Annotated in this window: 16 protein-coding genes; 12 read left to right on the top strand and 4 right to left on the bottom strand. The window is 34.8% G+C overall.

Features of this window, described 5'->3' with window-relative positions; all coding sequences use genetic code 11:
* Window positions 1–114: 114 nt before the first annotated feature.
* From B5X64_RS10910 to B5X64_RS10890, 5 genes are all read left to right on the top strand, one after another.
* The gene (locus tag B5X64_RS10910; protein WP_123920836.1) at window positions 115–1,269 is read left to right on the top strand and encodes a porin; all 1,155 of its coding nucleotides are present in this window, start codon (window positions 115–117) and stop codon (window positions 1,267–1,269) included.
* 19 nt (window positions 1,270–1,288) lie between these two features.
* Complete coding sequence (locus B5X64_RS10905) at window positions 1,289–2,719, top strand: anion permease (RefSeq protein WP_079465265.1); 1,431 nt, start codon at window positions 1,289–1,291, stop codon at window positions 2,717–2,719.
* 81 nt (window positions 2,720–2,800) lie between these two features.
* Window positions 2,801–3,457, top strand: a complete 657-nt coding sequence (locus B5X64_RS10900; protein ID WP_079465264.1) for a succinate dehydrogenase cytochrome b subunit — start codon at window positions 2,801–2,803, stop codon at window positions 3,455–3,457.
* 11 nt (window positions 3,458–3,468) lie between these two features.
* Window positions 3,469–5,385, top strand: a complete 1,917-nt coding sequence (locus B5X64_RS10895; protein ID WP_079465263.1) for a fumarate reductase/succinate dehydrogenase flavoprotein subunit — start codon at window positions 3,469–3,471, stop codon at window positions 5,383–5,385.
* Window positions 5,386–5,500: 115 nt separating this feature from the next.
* The gene (locus B5X64_RS10890) at window positions 5,501–6,250 is read left to right on the top strand and encodes a succinate dehydrogenase/fumarate reductase iron-sulfur subunit (RefSeq protein WP_079465262.1); all 750 of its coding nucleotides are present in this window, start codon (window positions 5,501–5,503) and stop codon (window positions 6,248–6,250) included.
* Window positions 6,251–6,265: 15 nt separating this feature from the next.
* On the opposite strand, the gene B5X64_RS10885 is transcribed toward B5X64_RS10890, so the two are convergent.
* Genes B5X64_RS10885 through B5X64_RS10870 form a run of 4 tightly spaced genes read right to left on the bottom strand, consistent with a single transcriptional unit; the run spans window position 6,266 to window position 11,047 of the window.
* On the bottom strand, window positions 6,266–7,411 hold the full coding sequence (locus B5X64_RS10885) for an ABC transporter permease (protein WP_079465261.1): 1,146 nt from the start codon (window positions 7,409–7,411) through the stop codon (window positions 6,266–6,268).
* A complete protein-coding gene (locus B5X64_RS10880; protein WP_079465310.1) occupies window positions 7,408–8,553 on the bottom strand; it encodes an ABC transporter permease in 1,146 nt (381 codons plus the stop codon). Before B5X64_RS10880 ends, B5X64_RS10885 begins: the two co-directional genes overlap by 4 nt.
* Before the next feature lie 55 nt (window positions 8,554–8,608).
* Window positions 8,609–9,604, bottom strand: a complete 996-nt coding sequence (locus B5X64_RS10875) for an HlyD family secretion protein (RefSeq protein ID WP_079465260.1) — start codon at window positions 9,602–9,604, stop codon at window positions 8,609–8,611.
* A 12-nt stretch (window positions 9,605–9,616) separates the two neighbouring features.
* The gene (locus tag B5X64_RS10870) at window positions 9,617–11,047 is read right to left on the bottom strand and encodes a TolC family protein (RefSeq protein ID WP_079465259.1); all 1,431 of its coding nucleotides are present in this window, start codon (window positions 11,045–11,047) and stop codon (window positions 9,617–9,619) included.
* 252 nt (window positions 11,048–11,299) lie between these two features.
* Here B5X64_RS10870 and B5X64_RS10865 point away from each other — a divergent pair, with 252 nt between their 5' ends.
* The 7 genes from B5X64_RS10865 to B5X64_RS10835 all read left to right on the top strand — a co-directional run bounded on the left by B5X64_RS10865 (window position 11,300) and on the right by B5X64_RS10835 (window position 18,352).
* The gene (locus B5X64_RS10865; protein ID WP_079465258.1) at window positions 11,300–11,587 is read left to right on the top strand and encodes a DUF3817 domain-containing protein; all 288 of its coding nucleotides are present in this window, start codon (window positions 11,300–11,302) and stop codon (window positions 11,585–11,587) included.
* Between the two features lie 30 nt (window positions 11,588–11,617).
* A complete protein-coding gene (locus tag B5X64_RS10860) occupies window positions 11,618–12,367 on the top strand; it encodes a helix-turn-helix domain-containing protein (protein ID WP_079465257.1) in 750 nt (249 codons plus the stop codon).
* A 25-nt stretch (window positions 12,368–12,392) separates the two neighbouring features.
* Window positions 12,393–13,562 (top strand): FAD-dependent oxidoreductase, encoded by a 1,170-nt coding sequence (locus B5X64_RS10855; protein WP_079465256.1) that lies wholly within the window; start codon window positions 12,393–12,395, stop codon window positions 13,560–13,562.
* An 86-nt stretch (window positions 13,563–13,648) separates the two neighbouring features.
* Window positions 13,649–14,035 (top strand): hypothetical protein, encoded by a 387-nt coding sequence (locus B5X64_RS10850; protein WP_079465255.1) that lies wholly within the window; start codon window positions 13,649–13,651, stop codon window positions 14,033–14,035.
* A gap of 105 nt (window positions 14,036–14,140) precedes the next feature.
* On the top strand, window positions 14,141–15,556 hold the full coding sequence (locus B5X64_RS10845; protein WP_079465254.1) for an aminotransferase-like domain-containing protein: 1,416 nt from the start codon (window positions 14,141–14,143) through the stop codon (window positions 15,554–15,556).
* 170 nt (window positions 15,557–15,726) lie between these two features.
* Window positions 15,727–16,212: a hypothetical protein gene (locus B5X64_RS10840; RefSeq protein ID WP_079465253.1), complete on the top strand. Its 486-nt coding sequence runs from the start codon at window positions 15,727–15,729 to the stop codon at window positions 16,210–16,212.
* A gap of 298 nt (window positions 16,213–16,510) precedes the next feature.
* On the top strand, window positions 16,511–18,352 hold the full coding sequence (locus B5X64_RS10835) for a chloride channel protein (protein WP_079465252.1): 1,842 nt from the start codon (window positions 16,511–16,513) through the stop codon (window positions 18,350–18,352).
* The last annotated feature ends 47 nt before the right edge of the window (window positions 18,353–18,399 follow it).

The following is an 18,399-nucleotide window of genomic DNA, read 5'->3' as shown; positions in this document are numbered from 1 at the left end:
AAAAATTAATCATGTCAACGTGATTATTAATTATTATTTTCTTACTTTTAACATACTTTAACAATCATATATTTAAGGTTGCTAAAAACTATACACCAAGAAACATAATAAAAAATGAGTACTTTTTTAACCGTAAAAAAGCATCTGCTTTTATCTTTCACATTATTCAGTTTGGTTTTAACCGCACAAGTCCCCGACTCCATAAAAACACAATCGGAAGACGCTGTAAAATACCCTCAAATTCAAATCAAAGGACTTTTTCAGGCGCGCTATTTGGTGGGTACGAGCAAAGATGTTGATGTTAATGGATTGCATCATTCCGACGGTTCGGGAACCAATAATAATTTCATGTTGAAATATATGAGAGTTCAGGTTCGGGCGCAGATTAGCAAACGTACCGAAGTTGTCGCGTTGGCGAATCTTGCTGATTTTAAAAACGACCCAAAATCCAGAGTTCTAGAAAATGCTTATTTAAAATACACGTTCAATCCAAAATTAGCCATAACAGTTGGGCAATTCAGGCCTTGGTTTGGTATTGAAGAAACCTATCCAATTGATATTATTAAATCACTGGACTGGTCAAATCAATATACCGAATTCGGGAAATTGGGCTGGACGAGTTTTCAAATCGGAATGTCTGCAACAGGTCAGGTTGAGTTAGGAAATATACCGTTTCAATATGCTGTTTCTGTGGTGAATGGAAATGGCAAAAATCAGGTGAATGATAATAATGATGGTAAGCAATATTCTACAAGATTGGTCTTTGGCTTGGCTAAAAAATATAATTTTAATGTTGGTTTAAATGGTGGTATTGGTGATGTTTTCGGAAAGAAAATTTATGCTGTAGGTGTAGATTTAAGCTCATTAATTAATTTCGATTCAAAATGGAGTCTTGATATGCAACTGGAAGGAAAACAGGCAACCAACCATCCTTTATATTTTGCGGTTACACCGGAATTAAGACCTTCAAATCCTGATGAATACTTAATTCGTGGCGCTTATTTCCTTCCGAATTTACGATACGAAATCAATCATAAAAATTTAAGTGCTTTCGAATTATCTTGCCGTTACGAATATTTAGATACTAATTTTAGGTTAAATTCAAATCCAAGACAGACGATTACACCGATGTTTGGTCTGGAATTTTTGAAAAACTACGGTGCAAGAATTCAACTCGGTATGCAGTTCGACCGCTACAAACATCAGGTAGAAAACACGTCTCAATACAATAATAATTTATTCATCGTTCAGGTACAAAGTAGATTTTAATCCGTAAAAACTCACTATTATGAAAGAGATTAACATTAAAGCGGTTGCCATTACATTTGCGGTTGCGCTCATTATCTGGTTTATTCCAGCTCCGGAAGGCGTTGCCGAAAATGCGTGGCATCTGTTTGCCATTTTTGCAGCCACCATTTTAGGAATTATCCTTAAAGCTGCTCCAATGGGAACAATGTGTATGATGGCCATTGGTTTTACCGCTCTTACCCAAGTTGTTGCTCCGGGAGATGCAGGAAAATCAATTACAAAAGCACTTTCCGGTTTTGGAGATAAGGTGATTTGGCTGATTGGTATTTCGTTCTTTATAGCGCGAGGGTTTATTAAAACAGGTCTGGGAAACAGAATTGCTTTTCTTTTCATCAGAGTTTTTGGAAGAAGTTCATTGGGATTAGCTTACGGATTGGGTTTGGCAGACGTTTGCTTGGCTCCTGCAATTCCGAGTAATACGGCAAGAGGTGGCGGAATTATTTATCCGATTATGAAATCGATGGCGATAAGTTTTGATTCGGTTCCAGATAAACCTGAAACTCACAGAAAATTAGGCTCTTTTTTAACTTTAAACAGTTATTACATGAATCTCATAGCTTCTTCTATGTTCTTAACCGGAACAGCGAGTAACCCGATGTGTCAGAAATTTGCAGCTAATTTAGGAATCAATATTACTTGGATGTCTTGGGCTGCTGCGGGTTTTGTTCCGGGATTGGTGGCTTTCTTTGTTGTTCCTTTGGTTTTGTACAAATTATATCCACCTGAATTAAAGAAAACGGGCGATGCTCCGAAAATGGCAGCTCAAAAATTAAAAGAAATGGGACCAATTTCTAAAAACGAATGGTTAATGCTTTTGGCATTTTTCATTTTATTAGGCCTTTGGATTTTTGGTGGAGCTCTTTCAATTGATGCTACAACAACAGCTTTCATTGGTTTGACAATGCTTTTATTAACCTCTGTTTTAACTTGGGAAGATGTAAAATCTGAAAAAGGAGCTTGGGATACAATTGTTTGGTTTGCGGTCTTGGTAATGATGGCGAGTTCGCTTAATGAATTAGGATTTATCGGCTGGTTTAGTGATTTAATTAAAATGAAAATCGGTGATATGACTTGGACGCTTGCCTTTCCGGTAATTATTCTCGTCTATTTCTTTAGTCATTATATTTTTGCGAGTGCAACCGCTCATGTTGCTGCAATGTACGCTGCTTTGCTAAGTGTTGGCGTTGCAGTAGGAATTCCTCCAATGCTATTGGCTATGATGCTTGGTTTTATGGGCTCCATTTATGGTGTGTTGACACATTACGGTCACGGTCCGGCTCCTGTTTTCTTCGGAAGCGGATATGTTGATTTGAAAGCATGGTGGCTTCGCGGTTTAGAAATAGGAATTGTCTTATTGATTATCTACATGGGAGTTGGTGGACTTTGGATGAAAATATTAGGATATTATTAAAAAGATTGAAGCACGAGGCAGGAAGTTTATGAAAAGTGAATTTAAAAACGTCCATTCTTATTAACCAAAAATTAAAAAAATATGCTGTCTACATTGTCAAGAAAAATGCTGATGTGTCTTACTGGCCTTTTCCTGAGCTTCTTTCTGTTGATTCATTTTTTGGGAAATCTTCAGCTGTTTTTACCACAGGAGCAGGCGCATCTACAGTTTAATGCCTATTCACATTTCCTGTCGGGAAATATTGTCATTAAAATGGTTTCCTATATTTTGTATGCAAGTATTATACTTCATGCTTTGGATGGATTAATCATTACTTTAAAAAATAAAAAATCAGGAGCAAATTATCAAGCTGACAAACGAGGAAGAGCCAGCAAATGGGCATCCCGAAATATGGGCGTCTTGGGAACATTACTGTTGATTTTCTTAGTAATTCACTTTCAGAATTTCTGGTATGTCTACAAATTCGGAAATCCTCCACTGGATGAAAATGGAAACAAAGATTTGTATATTTTGGTGGTAACTGTTTTCAAAGAATGGTGGTACGTCATCATTTATGTTTTATCGATGATTGTGTTGTGCTATCATTTAATTCATGGAATTTACAGCGCCGTCAGAACCTTAGGATTATTTCATCCGAAATATGTAAAATGGTTTAAAAATATTGGAATTGCTTATTCAATCATCATCAGTGTTGGATTTGCCTTAATGCCAATTTATGTATTTTTTACTTACCGTTAAATTGAAATATTATGATTTTAAATTCAAAAATACCGGAAGGGCCATTAGAACAAAAATGGGAAAACTATAAAAAAACAGCCAAGCTCGTTAATCCTGCCAACCGAAAAAAACTAGACATTATTGTTGTAGGAACAGGATTAGCAGGAAGTTCAATCGCTGCTTCGTTAGGCGAAATGGGCTATAATGTCAAATCATTCTGTTTTCAGGACAGTCCGAGAAGAGCACATTCGGTTGCTGCACAAGGTGGCGTAAATGCTGCCAAAAATTATAAAAACGATGGTGACAGCGTTTACAGAATGTTCGTTGATACCTTAAAAGGCGGAGATTTCAGAGCCCGTGAAGCCAATGTTTACCGAATGGCCGAATGTTCTTTAAATCTTATCGACCAAGCCGTTGCGCAGGGCGTTCCGTTTGGAAGAGAATATGGTGGTTATTTGAACAACCGTTCATTCGGAGGCGTTCAGGTAAGCCGGACTTTTTACGCAAGAGGACAAACCGGACAACAATTGCTTTTGGGAGCTTACCAAGCTTTGATGCGACAGGTCGGAAAGAAAAGCGTTCAGTTATTTTCAAGACACGAAATGCTGGATTTGGTTATGATTGACGGAAAAGCAAGAGGAATTATCGTCAGAAATTTAGATACCGGAGAAATTGAAAGACATGCTGCACACGCAGTTGTCTTAGCTACAGGTGGTTATGGTAAAATTTATTACTTGTCTACTTTGGCGATGGGCTGCAACGGTTCAGCAATTTGGAGAGCGCATAAAAAAGGTGCATTAATGGCTTCTCCAAGCTGGATTCAGGTGCACCCTACTTCATTGCCACAGTCGGGAGATTATCAGTCAAAATTAACTTTGATGTCTGAATCTTTAAGAAATGACGGCAGAATCTGGGTTCCTCTAAAAGAAAATGAAACTAGAACAGGCAACAACATTCCTGAAAACGAAAGAGATTATTATTTGGAACGACGTTATCCCGCTTTTGGAAATTTAGCTCCAAGAGATATTTCTTCAAGAGCAGCCAAAGAAAGAATTGATGCAGGTTTCGGAATCGGACCTTTAAAAAATGCGGTGTATCTTGATTTTTCTAAAGCGATTAAAGAACAGGGGAAAGAAAAAATTCAGGAGAAATATGGGAATTTATTTGATATGTATCTTAAAATCACGGGGTATAATGCTTATGAAGAACCAATGATGATTTCCCCTTCTGCACATTTTTCAATGGGCGGACTTTGGGTTGATTATGAATTAATGACCACTATTCCGGGATTATTTGCGCTGGGTGAAGCTAATTTTGCTGACCATGGAGCCAATCGGCTAGGAGCTAATTCTTTGCTTCAGGCTTCTGTGGATGGCTATTTTATTGCGCCTTACACGATTGCCAATTATTTATCCAATGAAATTCATACCGGAAAAATTTCAACTGATAATATTGAATTTGATAAAGCTGAAAATCAAGTTAAACAACAAATTGAAAGCTTTATCAGCATTAATGGAACTAAAACCGTTGATTATTTTCATAAAACCTTAGGAAAACTGCTCTACGATTATTGTGGTTTAGCGAGAAATGAGGAGGGTTTAAAATTTGCTATTGAAGAAATCCGAAAACTGAAACAGGAATTTTACAAAGACGTAAAAGTTTCAGGACAAGGCGACACCATGAATAGCGAACTCGAAAAAGCAGGTCGTGTTGCCAATTATTTTGAAATCGGTGAACTGATGTGTTACGATGCATTAACCAGAAATGAATCTTGTGGTGCTCATTTCCGTGAAGAATATCAAACTCCGGATGGAGAAGCGTTGAGAAATGATGCTGAATTTCAATTTATTTCCGCATGGAACTGGACTGGTGAAAATAATGAGCCCGAACTCATTAAAGAACCTTTGGTTTTTGAAGAAATACAGCCGACTATAAGGAGTTATAAATAATATTGAAGTAAAAAGGTAAAAGTTAAAAGAGCCAAGTGGTTGAAGTGAAGATATTGAAAAGAAGCCATTGATATAAAACTTAATCACAATTAAAGATTACAAAAACACAGAAATTATGGATTTACATCTTAAAATATGGAGACAGAAAAATAATCAGAGCGAAGGAAAACTGGTAAATTATGATTTAAAAGAACTGAATCCTCACATGTCTTTCCTCGAAATGTTGGACATTTTAAATGAAAAACTAATCGTTGAAGGCGACGAACCCGTAGAGTTCGACCACGATTGCCGTGAAGGAATCTGTGGACAATGCGGGATGATGATAAACGGTCTGGCTCACGGACCTTTGGAGCATACAACCACTTGTCAGCTTCATTTACGTTCTTTCAAAGATGGAGAAACTATTGTGATTGAGCCATTTCGCGCTTTAGGATTTCCGCTTAAAAGAGATTTAAAAGTAGACCGTTCTGCTTTCGACAGAATTATTTCTTCAGGTGGATTTGTTTCCATTAATACAGGTCAGGCTCCTGATGCGACAGCAATTGCGGTAACTCATCAGACTGCAGAAGAAGCTTTTGATTCGGCGGCGTGTATCGGTTGCGGCGCGTGTGTTGCGACCTGTAAAAACGGAAGCGCAGCTTTATTTACTTCTGCGAAAATCACTCATATGGTTTTGCTTCCTCAGGGAAAAGAAGAACGTAGCGAAAGAGTTTTAAAAATGGTCAAACAAATGGATGCTGAACATTTTGGTCACTGCTCCAACACAGAAGCTTGTGAAGTGGAATGCCCTCAAGGAATTTCTGTTTTAAATATTGCCAGAATGAATTATGAATACAGCAGAGCTTTGTTTTTTAGGAAGAAATAGAACCGTTTAGAACAGTTATATTTTAACTAAATATTTTATTCTGAGAATTAAAAGAAGTTCAAAAACAATCCATAAAACAACCAAATGAATTACGGAACCTAAATTATCAGAAAGCGAACCTCCTGCTTGTACAATCGAAATATAAGTTTTGAGAAACGGAGATGTCGGCAGCATATCTGACAAAATCTGAACAAATTTTGGCAATGCTTGATACGGCATAGAATATCCTGTAATCAAAAAAATAGGATAAGATGAAAATACCAAAACCTGAAATGCAAAAAGTTTAGTTTTAAAGAAACTTCCAATCAACATTCCGAAAACGATGATTGTTGCAATAAATAATGCGGAAATAACAGCCAAATCTAAATAGTTCCCCCTAACCTCAACATCAAAAACTGAAAAATTCACCATAGAAAAAAAGAACCCGAAAATCATAAATACAACAAAATAAAGCAGACTTTTCCCAAAGATCATTTTAGAAATGCTCTGCTTTGAAATTTGATAAAGATTTAATAATTTCTTCTCTTCTCTTTCGGATGTAAAAGCTGCAGCAACGCCAATCAAAAGAGTTTGCTGTAAAATAATCGCTAATAAACCCGGCAAAAGAAACGAGCCATAAGTCATACTCGAATTGTACAAAGGACGGTAATCCATATTAATAGGATTGGTCATTTTCATTGCTTCGTCCTCTCCCATTCCCTGCTTATTAAAATACGTTTTTCTAACGCCGGCTCCGACAGTAAGACAAACTTTTGTTGCGGTACTCAGCAAATCGCTTGAAGGTAAAAATCGTGAGGCATTCAAAACTAAATTCACATTCGCCTGTTTCAGCGAAAAAATATTTTTTTCAAAACCTGACTGAATATAAAAATAACCCTGAACTTCTCCCTGAAACATCATTTCCTGAGCTTCAGAAATATTTGAACTTGGTACAATTTCAATCATCGGAGTCGAGTTTAATTGTTGGGTCAAAGTTCTGGAAATCGCAGTTCCGTCGTTATCAATCAACGCCAATTTCACTTTTTCTTCACCCTTATTCAGATAAATACTTCCATACATAAAAGCATAAAGAATCGGTGCTAAAAGCAAAATCAGAAACAGACTCGAATCTTTTGAAACGTTTCTAAGTTCTCTTTTCAGTATTTCTAAAACCTCTTTCATGCCTGACTTTCTTTAAGGTATTTATTTATTTTTTTCTGAAAAAACACAATGCTCAACGGAAACGTTACTCCAATAAAAACCAATAATTTCACAATTTCGGGAGTAGCATAAGACAAAGGAAGTTCCATAAAATAAAGCTTAATAAACCCGTCCAAAAAGTGAGTATAAGGCATGATATCAGCATAAAACTGATCGTACCAAGGCATTGCCCATCTCGGAAATGTAAAACCGCTGAAAACAAATGCAGGTGAAGTAAAAAATAAGGCAACATCCGTTACAAAAAGCAGATTATTAGAGATTGCAGAAAGCATCATTCCGATTCCGATACACGCCAAAGACATTAAGGTGTAAATCAGGAAAAAATTAAAATCAGTTTGCGGTTTTCCCAATTCATAAACAGGAAAAACAACGTAAGCGACCAATACAAAAAGAATCCACGAAATACAAAGATGAGCCAGCATTTTTCCGATTACAATCTGCGAAGATGATGTCGAAATCTGTAAAAGTTCATCAATGGTGTTTCGTTTAAATTCCAGATTTAAAATTAAAACTGCTGCAACAATCAGCGCCATTTGAAGTCCAACCGTTATCAATCCCGGTGTAAGATACATCTGATAATTGAAATCTGGATTGTATAATGTTGTTGTATTGAGTCTAATAGGTTGCACCAAAGTATTTGCTTTTTCAGCAGGCATTCCTTGTTTTTCGGCTTTTTGAAGAACAACCGCAAGACCTCCTTTAATGATTACTCCAGCAGCACCTTTGTAAATCATTTTTGCAGGAACCAGATAAGCACCGTTGGTATAAAGCGTGATATTCGACTGATGATTTTTCTTAGCATCAGATTCCAGATTTTTTGGAAAATGCACTGCTCCGAAAATCTTTCCTTCTCGCATTAATTTCTCAATTTCGGCATTGCTGTAAACCGTTTGAGTAAAGTGAATATACTCATTATGTTCCATCATATCAATCAACGTTCGCGAAACAGAAGATTGGTCTTCATCCCAAACCGCCATCGGAAGTTCTTTCGCAAATTGTTTTTGATAAATAAATCCGTAAAAAAGAAAAATAATCGGCGGAATGACTAACAAAATCACGTAGAAATTAGGAATCGAAAAAATTCGTTTCCATTCCCGTATCATGATTTGGCTGATGGTTTTCAATAGGTTTAATTTTTCTGAATTAAAATCACACTTTTTAATCAAAAACAAGCTGCGCAGTCATTCCTGAACGAAGTCCTTTTATTGAATTCATATTTTCTGGTTTTACTTTTATCTGAAAAGTTCTCAGTTCAAATTCTCCATTTTGTTTTTCAGGAACCCAATCTGCATATCCTAAAGCCGGAGCTAGTTCTACAACAGTTCCTTTTATTTCTTCCGGCAAGCAACCGGGAATTTTCATTTTTACGGTACTTCCTTTTTCAATTTTGGTCATTTGGTTTTGACGGATATTAAATTTCACAAAAAAAGAATTGTCTTTCTGAATCGTCATCATCGGATACCCTGCGTTTACCATTTCGCCTTTATTGGAAACCATTGTAGAAATCTTTCCCGAAGCAGGTGCTTTTATTGATGCATTATCTTTTATTTCCTGAGCAAGTTGGTCTGCACTTTTCGCTTGATTTAAAATGGCCTGTGCAGAATTTTTAAGCTCCTGATTATTTCCGCGTTGTAGAAGTTGAACATTCAGATTAGCTGTTTCAAGTTCTTTTTGTGCCGCTTTATATTTAAAATAAATAACATCTCTTTCCTGACCTGAAACCACCCCTTCCGAATAAAGATTCTGAAAACGGGTATAGGTTTTATTCATCAAATCCATCTGCTGTTTTGCGATCTGTTGTAGATTTTCCGCAGATTTTAAAACTTCAGGTTCTACTCCACGATTAATTTTATCTAATTGATTTTGGGCAACCGTAACAGCTTCTGAAACCTGTGCCTGAATCGTCTCAATTTCAGAAGTTTTCATTTGAGCTACCACTTCGCCTTCTTTTACTTCGTCTCCTTCTTTTACCAATAATTCAATTACTCTTCCGGGCAGAGAAGCAGAAACGTCAACGAATTCAGCATCTACCATCCCTATTACAGTTTCTTTATTTTTTTCTGGAGATTTATTTTGAAAAAGGTAAATCAGAGCTATAACCAATACAATAATTGGAATGAAAACGGCCCAGTAATTTTTTATAAAGTTTTTCATCTTGTTATCAGTTTATGGAATGTAATTGGTGATATTTTCGACGTTTCCGGTAATATAAAAATAGGTTGCAATGACGGTTTGGTAAGCAACTAAAGAGGTGTAATATAATTTTTCGGCTTCGTACTGAAGCTGTAAAGCATCATTTACATCTTTTACGGAAGAAAGACTATTTTCCATTCTTTTTCTTACCATTTCTGTTGTGGTATACGTCTGTTTTCTTGCAGCATCAAATGTTTCGTTCTGTTCTTTAAAGCTGATCAATTTATTCTCAGAAATTTTGGTCGCCAAATTCACTGATTTCTGCTTTTGATTGATCAAAAGATCGGCTTCTTTTATTAAAGATTGCGAAGCCAGATTTCTGGATTTTCTTTCAGGATCAAAAAGCGTCCATTGCATCTCTACTCCAACCAACCAAGGCGGAGTAATCAGCGGAAGATCATTTCTTAAGAACTGCAAATTTCCAATGGCAAAAATATTAGGTTTAGAAAGTGATTTTGTAATATTATGGGTAGTTTCAGCTTCCTTCTTTTTGCTTAACAATAGTTTTAGATCTGCATTTTTTTCTGATGAAGAAAAATTAGGAACATCAATACTCTCATTTAAGTCTTCATTAATTTCCAATGATTCATCCAGAGAAATTCCCATGAGATCTTTTAAAGTCAACAGTGCATTTTCTTTTTCGAGCTTTAGATTTTTAAGATTGGTTTCGCCCTGAAGTTTTGTAATGTTTGACCAGTTTTTTAAATAAGGCGGAATGATCTCAGCTTTTAAAAGACTTTGTGCGTATTTCTCATTATTTTCAAGAGATTCTACAATCTTTTCCTGCTTTTTAATCATCGAATTCAGATACATGATCTGAATATAATTTAAAGAAATATTATAAGCTGTAAGATCCTGAGAAGACTGTAAATTTGCTTTTCCGCTTTCTACCTGTTGTTTTGAAAGTTCTTTTGCAGCATTTAATTTTCCACCTAAATAAATTGGTTGGCGCACCGCAACTCCGGCTAAAAAATAACTTTGCTTCGTAATTGCAGGATTATAATTGGGATAAACTGCACTGATAATATCTTTAGAAGTTTGATAGATCACATCCTGAACTTGTTGTGAAAGCTGGTTTCCTGTAATCTGCTGATATGCTGCATTGGCAGAATATACGCTTTGATTTGCCGAACCTTCTACAATTCCGTCCTTAACTTGTTGTAAATTAACTTTGATAGGCTCGCCGATATAGTTATAACCACCAAGTAAATCTACTTTTGGAAGACTGTTATTTTTGTTGGACTGCAGAAGCTTTTCCCGGGTTTCCAAGGATTGTTCTGCCAGTTTTATAATGACATTATTTTGTTTCCCTTTTTCTATACATTGTTTCAGTGTCAATTGCTGACAAAATGTTTGCGAGGAAATCACCAGAAAAGAAGCAAGTAGAATTTTCTTGAATCTCATACTTTTAAAATTTTCTATTTAAACTATTTTACCGTTTAGAATTTTCCCGTACGACAGTTAACATGATTTATAGTGGTATAAATTTAATTAAAAAATCACTAAAATTCGATTTAATATATAATAATTTGTTGCAATTTTATGCCCGATAAGAAAAGAAGATAAATTTTATTTGTTTTTTGATTTATTATTTACAGTCAAATCACAGATAAAACAATATCAGCGAAAAATCAACAGTCTAAACTATTCTAATTTATGATCAATATTTACCGTAAAACAGCAATTATCGAAGGTATATCTTATTTAATTTTACTTTTTATTGCAATGCCCATTAAATATATACTTGATATTGCTGAGCCTGTAAAATATTTTGGCTGGATTCACGGGGTTTTATTTCTTGTTTATATGGCGATTCTCATTATTACTTCTCTGAAATACCGATGGAGCATTAAAAGAATTATCATATACGTTGTAGGATCTGTGCTGCCTTTTGTCCCTTTTATTTTAGACAAAAATTTAAAAAAAGAATATCCTAATAGTTAGGAGTGGAAAATCGCAATATCAAAGAAGGGAATGGAAAAAAAACTAAATTTTAAACTTGTTGAACCTGATCAATCTTTAGCCGACTTTGTCTATTGCTTTTCTTCATTACAAAACATTTCACACCAGCATAATGCTGTTATCATTCCTAATGGAAAAGTTGATCTGATATTTTCAAAAAAAAATGATACAACTCTTACTGTTGCATTATTGGGTTTAGAAACCGGACCAAAGAAAATAAATCACGAAATTTCAAACTTTTTTGCCGTTAGTTTTAATCCTTTTGCTATTGAATATATTTTTAATGAGTCTATTGCAGACATTTTAAATTCCGGAAAAATACTGCAGAATAATTTTGGGGGCATCCATTCTGATGATCTGAACGATTTTGATAACTTTTGCAAAAAAATTACACAAAAGATATCTGAGATATTGCCTGAAAAAATAGATGAAAGAAAACGCAGATTATTTCAATTCATTTTTGAATCAAATGGCGAAATTCCAATCAAAGAACTTTCTGAAAAACTCCTGTGGAGTCCAAGACAAATCAACCGTTATTTTAATCAACAATTTGGGCTTTCCTTAAAGGCTTACTGTAAGATCCTCCGATTTCAGGCGTCACTTGACCATATTAAAAATGGTGAACTTTATCCGCAACTTAATTTCACAGACCAATCGCATTTCATCAAAGAAATAAAACAACTCTCCGGTGTTTCACCAAAAGAACTACACAAAAACGAAAACGACCGATTTTTACAATTTTTAGTCTACAGCCAAAAGTAATTTTGCATTATAAAATTTTAAAATAATGTTATTACAAAATAAACAAATAGCCATCATAGGAGGAGGTCCGGGCGGATTGACATTGGCAAAACTTTTACAACTAAAAGATGTTGACATAAAAGTATATGAAAGAGATTTGAATAAAAATGTACGCGTACAAGGTTCTCCTCTCGACCTACATGATGAATCGGGTTTAGCAGCATTGCGAAAAGCAGGTTTGCTGGATGATTTTAAAAATAATTTTATGGTAGGTGCAGATCAATCGACGATTACAAACCATAAGGCAGAAATATTTTTTAGCGATCACGGTCAAAAACAAGATGAAAATTTTGGAGACGAACATTTTCGTCCGGAAATTGACAGAGGCGTTTTACGAAAAATTTTACTGGAATCTTTAGATCCTGAAACCATCATTTGGGACAGTCATTTTCTATCCATGGCAAAGCAAGATGAAGGTTGGCTGCTACATTTCAAAAATAAGGAAAGTGTTTATGCAGATATCGTGATCGGTGCTGATGGAGCCAATTCAAAGATACGCCCTTTTATTACCGATATAAAAGCGTTTTATTCGGGTATTACCATGCTTGAAGGCAATGTTTATGAAGCTGAAAAAAAAGTTCCAAATATTTCTAAAATACTTCGTGGTGGAAAAATAATGGCTTTCGGAAACGAGCAGGATATTTTAATGGGACAAAAAGCAAATGGTGAGATTGGTTTTTATGCCAGTTTTAAAGCTGATGAAAATTGGGAAGTTGCGTCCGGTTTAGATTTTTCTGATCAATCTGAGGTGTTGAAATGGTTTCAAAAAGAATATCCCGAATGGAGCTCTGTTTGGGATGAATTATTTGAAAATAGTTCTACTCCATTTATACCAAGACCTATTTATTGCATGCCTCTCGACCAAACCTGGAACACAGTAAAAAATCTTACCATCATTGGTGATGCCGCACATCTAATGCCTCCGTTTGCAGGTGAAGGTGTAAATATGGCAATGCTTGATGCTTTAGAGTTGAGCGAAGTTTTAACTTCTTCTCAATTTAATTCGATAGAAAGTGCTATTGCTGAATATGAAATGAATATGTTTAAAAGGGCATCAAAAATAGCACAAGAGTCACTCGAAAACGGAGAACGAATGCACAGTGAAAATGCTTTAGCAACGATGCTTGATTTTTTTGCTGGACACAAAGGTCTTTAACAAAAACTGTATCCATTAAATAATCCATTTCTGTATCTGTAATTATTGAGCTGTTGTAAATAAATTTGTTTACAGAATAAAACAATATGCCAACAATAATAAAGGAGAAAACAGATCTAAAATTTGAATCTGTTCATCTTTCCGATTTAGCCGAAATAACAAATCTTTACTTTGCTCAATCAAAAAAAGAAAGTAAAAATTTTGAACAACCTAAGCTGACTGAAGAATTTGGGTTTCCAATCTTTAAGTTGGTTGAGAAAGATTTAATTATCGGATATTCCTATTTTATAATTAACAGTTCTAAAGATGTTGTCTTCAAGGCAATCATCAACCCTGAATATTCTTTTGGAGATCTTGAAAACAGATTTATTAATCAATCAAAGCAAAAGTATTTATCCAAAAAAGTATTAGACCGTGAAGGAATGAAGAATTCAATCACTAGGATGGTAGATTGGCTGAATTGGTGTGGGTAAAATCAAATTTAATTAAGAAAATATTCGGTCTAAATTTCAATCAATTATTATTTGAGATTTAAAAACATAATTTTAATAAATTTACTGAAAACAGAGCAGAATATAATGACGAAGGAAATCCTATATATAAAAATTGCAAAGATCTTAGAAGATCAAATTCTATCGGAAACTTTAAGAATCGGAGACAAATTACCTTCGATACGTTCTGTTCAGAAAATATATGATGTAAGTCTCAATACCGTAAAATTGGCTTTTTTGGAATTAGAAAGCAAATCTCTTATTGAGTCGAGACCCAAATCCGGTTACTACGTCAGCAAAACATCACAGAGAAAATGCGCTCTTCCATCAGTCAGTAAACCTGAAATTTCCCAGAATGAGTCAGATCCTGAAGACCTCATCAGTAAAGTATTCGATACGTTACATTACAAAAACATCCGTCAATTTTCTTTAGGAGTTCCTGATCCCAGCTTCCTGCCTATTGCAAAATTAAATAAGGGAGTCCTTAAAACAATAAGAAATTTGGAAGGTAGCGGAACTGCTTACGAACCTGTAGAAGGCAGCCTGAACCTAAGAAGAAATATTGCAAAATGGTCTCTCGTTTTAGAAGGAAAAATTACTGAAGACGATTTAATAACGACTTCAGGCGCAATGAATGCTATCTTTAATTGCCTGATGGCAGTTACAAAACGAGGCGATACACTCGCGATTGAAAGCCCTGTCTATTTTGGAATTATACAAATTGCAAAAGCAATGGGTCTTAATGTGATTGAATTGCCGACCCATCCAGTTACAGGAGTTGATATAGATGCATTAAGAAAAATCATCCATAAAGTCGATGCATGCTGTTTTATCAGTAATTTCAGTAATCCTTTAGGCTCTTTAATGCCCGAAGAAAGAAAAAAAGAATTGGTAAAATTGCTTACGTATCACAATATTCCGTTAATAGAAGATGATTTATATGGCAATCTGTACTTTGGTACAAGCAGACCAAAACCCTGCAAAGCATTTGACGAAGCGGGAATCGTTATGTGGTGCGGTTCCGTATCTAAGACTTTAGCACCCGGTTACAGAGTAGGCTGGGTTGCTCCGGGAAAATATAAAGAAAAAATTCTACGTCAGAAGCTCATTCAAACGATTTCTACACCGCCTCTTTATCAGGAAGTAATCGCTGATTTTTTGGAAAACGGAAGGTATGATCATCATTTAAGAGGATTTAGACAAAAACTTCATACGAATTGTTTGAAATACCAAAGAGCCGTTGAAGAATATTTCCCTGAAAATACCAAAATATCTCAACCTCAAGGCGGATTTGTACTTTGGCTCGAATTAGACAATAGAATTGATACCGCACAACTCTACGACGTTGCTATAAAACAAAATATAAGTTTTGCACCCGGTAGAATGTTTACGCAGCATGACCAGTTTAATAATTGTATGAGACTTAATTTTGCTCTAAAATGGGACGAAAGTCTTGATAATGACTTGAAAAGATTAGGAACCATCGTTAAGAACGCGCTTTAAACTATATCTAATTTATTTCTGAATTGACATTAATATTATTTGAATAAAGCATTAAAATAATGTTTCAACAGTAATAATAAAAAAGCAAAAGCTAATGTAAATCATTAAACAATGACTTCCTGATACAACCTTTTTTAACTATTTTTACTTCAAAAATATATAAATAACTTATGAGAAAAATAGTATTTGCAGGATTGGTAGCTTTAGGAGGATTTGTAACCGTAAATGCACAGTGCAAAACGGTAACTTCACTTACAGAAAATTTTGATGCCTGGAAAGAAATGAACAAATGTTGGACGGCTCAACCAGGGAAAGCAATGCTTTATGCCAGTGAAAAAAAAATTGTGTTTTACTCAATGAACAGCCCAAGAGAAAATATGTATTTGGTAACTCCAAAAATCAAAGCCGGAAAATATACATTGACGCTTGATGCTTCAGACAACGGCGGAGAAACTACAATGGAATTGTTCTCTATAAACAATGCATCTGATGCTAAATCTTATGTTTCAATCGCTAAATCTTCAAAAATAACGGGAACTAAAAAATCGTTTGATATTACTTTAAAAAAAGATTCTAACTTAGGACTTAAAGTTGTCTTAAATGGAGTGCATCAAGCAGTTTATGTTGATAATTTTTCTTTAACTCCAAAAAAATAATCGTTTAAACAGTATTCAAACTTAAAATTGAGAGATACTATTTAAGTTAAATCTTTAATATATACCTCAACGCATTATTTTTGTAAAATAATTTTAGACATTATTGATATGAAAATAAGAGCTTTATTTTTTGCTGTGATGTCATTTATATCTGTCGCTTTGGGTCAATAAGTATTGATTAAAGCGACTTTTTGTTTGAATTTAATAAACAAGTTTTTATATCAGTTTAACGTTGTCGATACATTTTAATACCTTTGCATGAAAGTATATCAATAATTTACTTCATTATTATTTCAAGGTGAATTTCCACAACAAAAAAAAATTCGTAAGTTTTCTTAAGTTTAAAAGAGATTTTCAGCAATATGGTCTCAAAAAAGCACGCAGCTATGAGATCATTCTTCATTGGCTTAAGAATCATTTAAGCAGAAATCAGTTTCTCATCCTGTCAGGTATTTTGGTAGGATGTACCGCAGGATTGGCGGGCGTTATTTTAAAAACTGTTGTACACAATATTCACCATTTCATTACCCATAAGGTACATTTTGAGTATCAGATTATATTTTATATTGTTTTTCCGTTTCTTGGAATTGTCTTAACCGCGGCTATTGTAATTACCCTATTTAAAGGGCAGGACAAAAAAGGAATTGGAGCTATATTATATGAAATTGCCCAAAACTCAAGTATTGTATCTAATGTGAAAATGTATTCACAAATAATACAAAGTGCCGTTACCGTTGGGCTTGGAGGTTCTGCCGGAATCGAAAGTCCTATTGCAGTTACGGGGGCAGCCATCGGATCCAATTATGCACGTACTTACAGGCTAAGCTACAAAGAACGAACACTTCTTTTGGCTGCAGGTGCCACTGCCGGAATTGCTTCAGCTTTTAATGCGCCGATTGCAGGGATTATGTTTGCCTTCGAGATTTTACTTACCGGAGTTGTATTTACTGATTTTATTCCATTGGTTGTAGCTGCGGTTTGCGGAAGTTTACTGTCCAGAATATTACTTCAGGAAGATGTTTTATTCAGATTCTATACCCGTGAAGCGTTCAATTATTATAATGTTCCTTACTATTTAATTCTTGGTCTTATTACAGGTCTTTATGCAAGATATTTTGTTGTTGTATCTCAAAAGGTAGAGCATTTCATCAATGGTTTACAGCTTTCGCGACTTAGAAAAGCGATGTTTGGTGGTGCTGTACTTTCTTTACTGTGTGTGCTTTTCCCGCCATTATTTGGTGAAGGATATGATACGGTAAAAGATTTTACAAATGGTAATATCAATTCGGTAATTCATAACAGTTTTTTCAGGTATTTTGAAATAAAGGAATGGACTGTTATTGTATTTCTGGTTTTAGTTTGCCTTTTAAAAGCTTTTGCTACTTCATTCACTATTTTTAGTGGGGGAAATGGCGGAAACTTTGCCCCTTCTCTATTTGCAGGAGGATCTGTTGGGTTTTTATTTGCAGTTATCTGTCAAAACTTAGGATTTACTGATGTTCCTGTAACCAATCTTATTTTAGTAGGAATGGCCGGTGCAATGAGCGGTGTATTATATGCTCCTCTTACCGCTATTTTTCTGATTGCGGAATCGAGTTTTGGATATGATCTATTTATCCCGTTGATGATTGTTGCTGTGATGTCTTATCTTATTGCTAAATGGTTTGCTCCTATTTCTCCTGAATTAAAAAATCTGGCAGACCAAGGAAAGATATTTACACACAAACATGATAATAATCTTTTGTCTTCGCTTCAAACCAAAGATTTTATTGATTTCAATTCTCAAATAATCAATGAAAATTCATCGTTAAAAGAGCTATATCACCTCATCAGCAATGGAAGGAAGAATAATTTTGCGGTGGTAAATGATGAGTATAAACTTAAAGGCATTGTTACATTAGACGATATTCGTCCTTATTTATTTAATGAAGACCAACAGCTGAATATTTCTAAATTGGTAAAAATTCCTGAAGGTCTTGTCCATTTAAATGATAAACCTGTAACGATTATTCAGATGTTTGATGATACCGATACATGGCATCTTCCGGTTGTTGACGATGACAATAGATTTATCGGTTTTATTTCAAAATCTGCTATGCTTACAAGCTACAGACAGTTATTGAAAGATTATTCTTCATAGTATGTATTTAAATCAACTATCTTAATAAAAAAAGGCTTAGCAATTAA

It is taken from the genome of Chryseobacterium balustinum (genome assembly GCF_900168205.1).
GTDB classification, from domain to species: Bacteria; Bacteroidota; Bacteroidia; order Flavobacteriales; family Weeksellaceae; genus Chryseobacterium; species Chryseobacterium balustinum.
The sequence above is the reverse complement of the archived record's forward strand: the minus strand, read 5'-3'. Positions and strand labels throughout refer to the sequence as shown.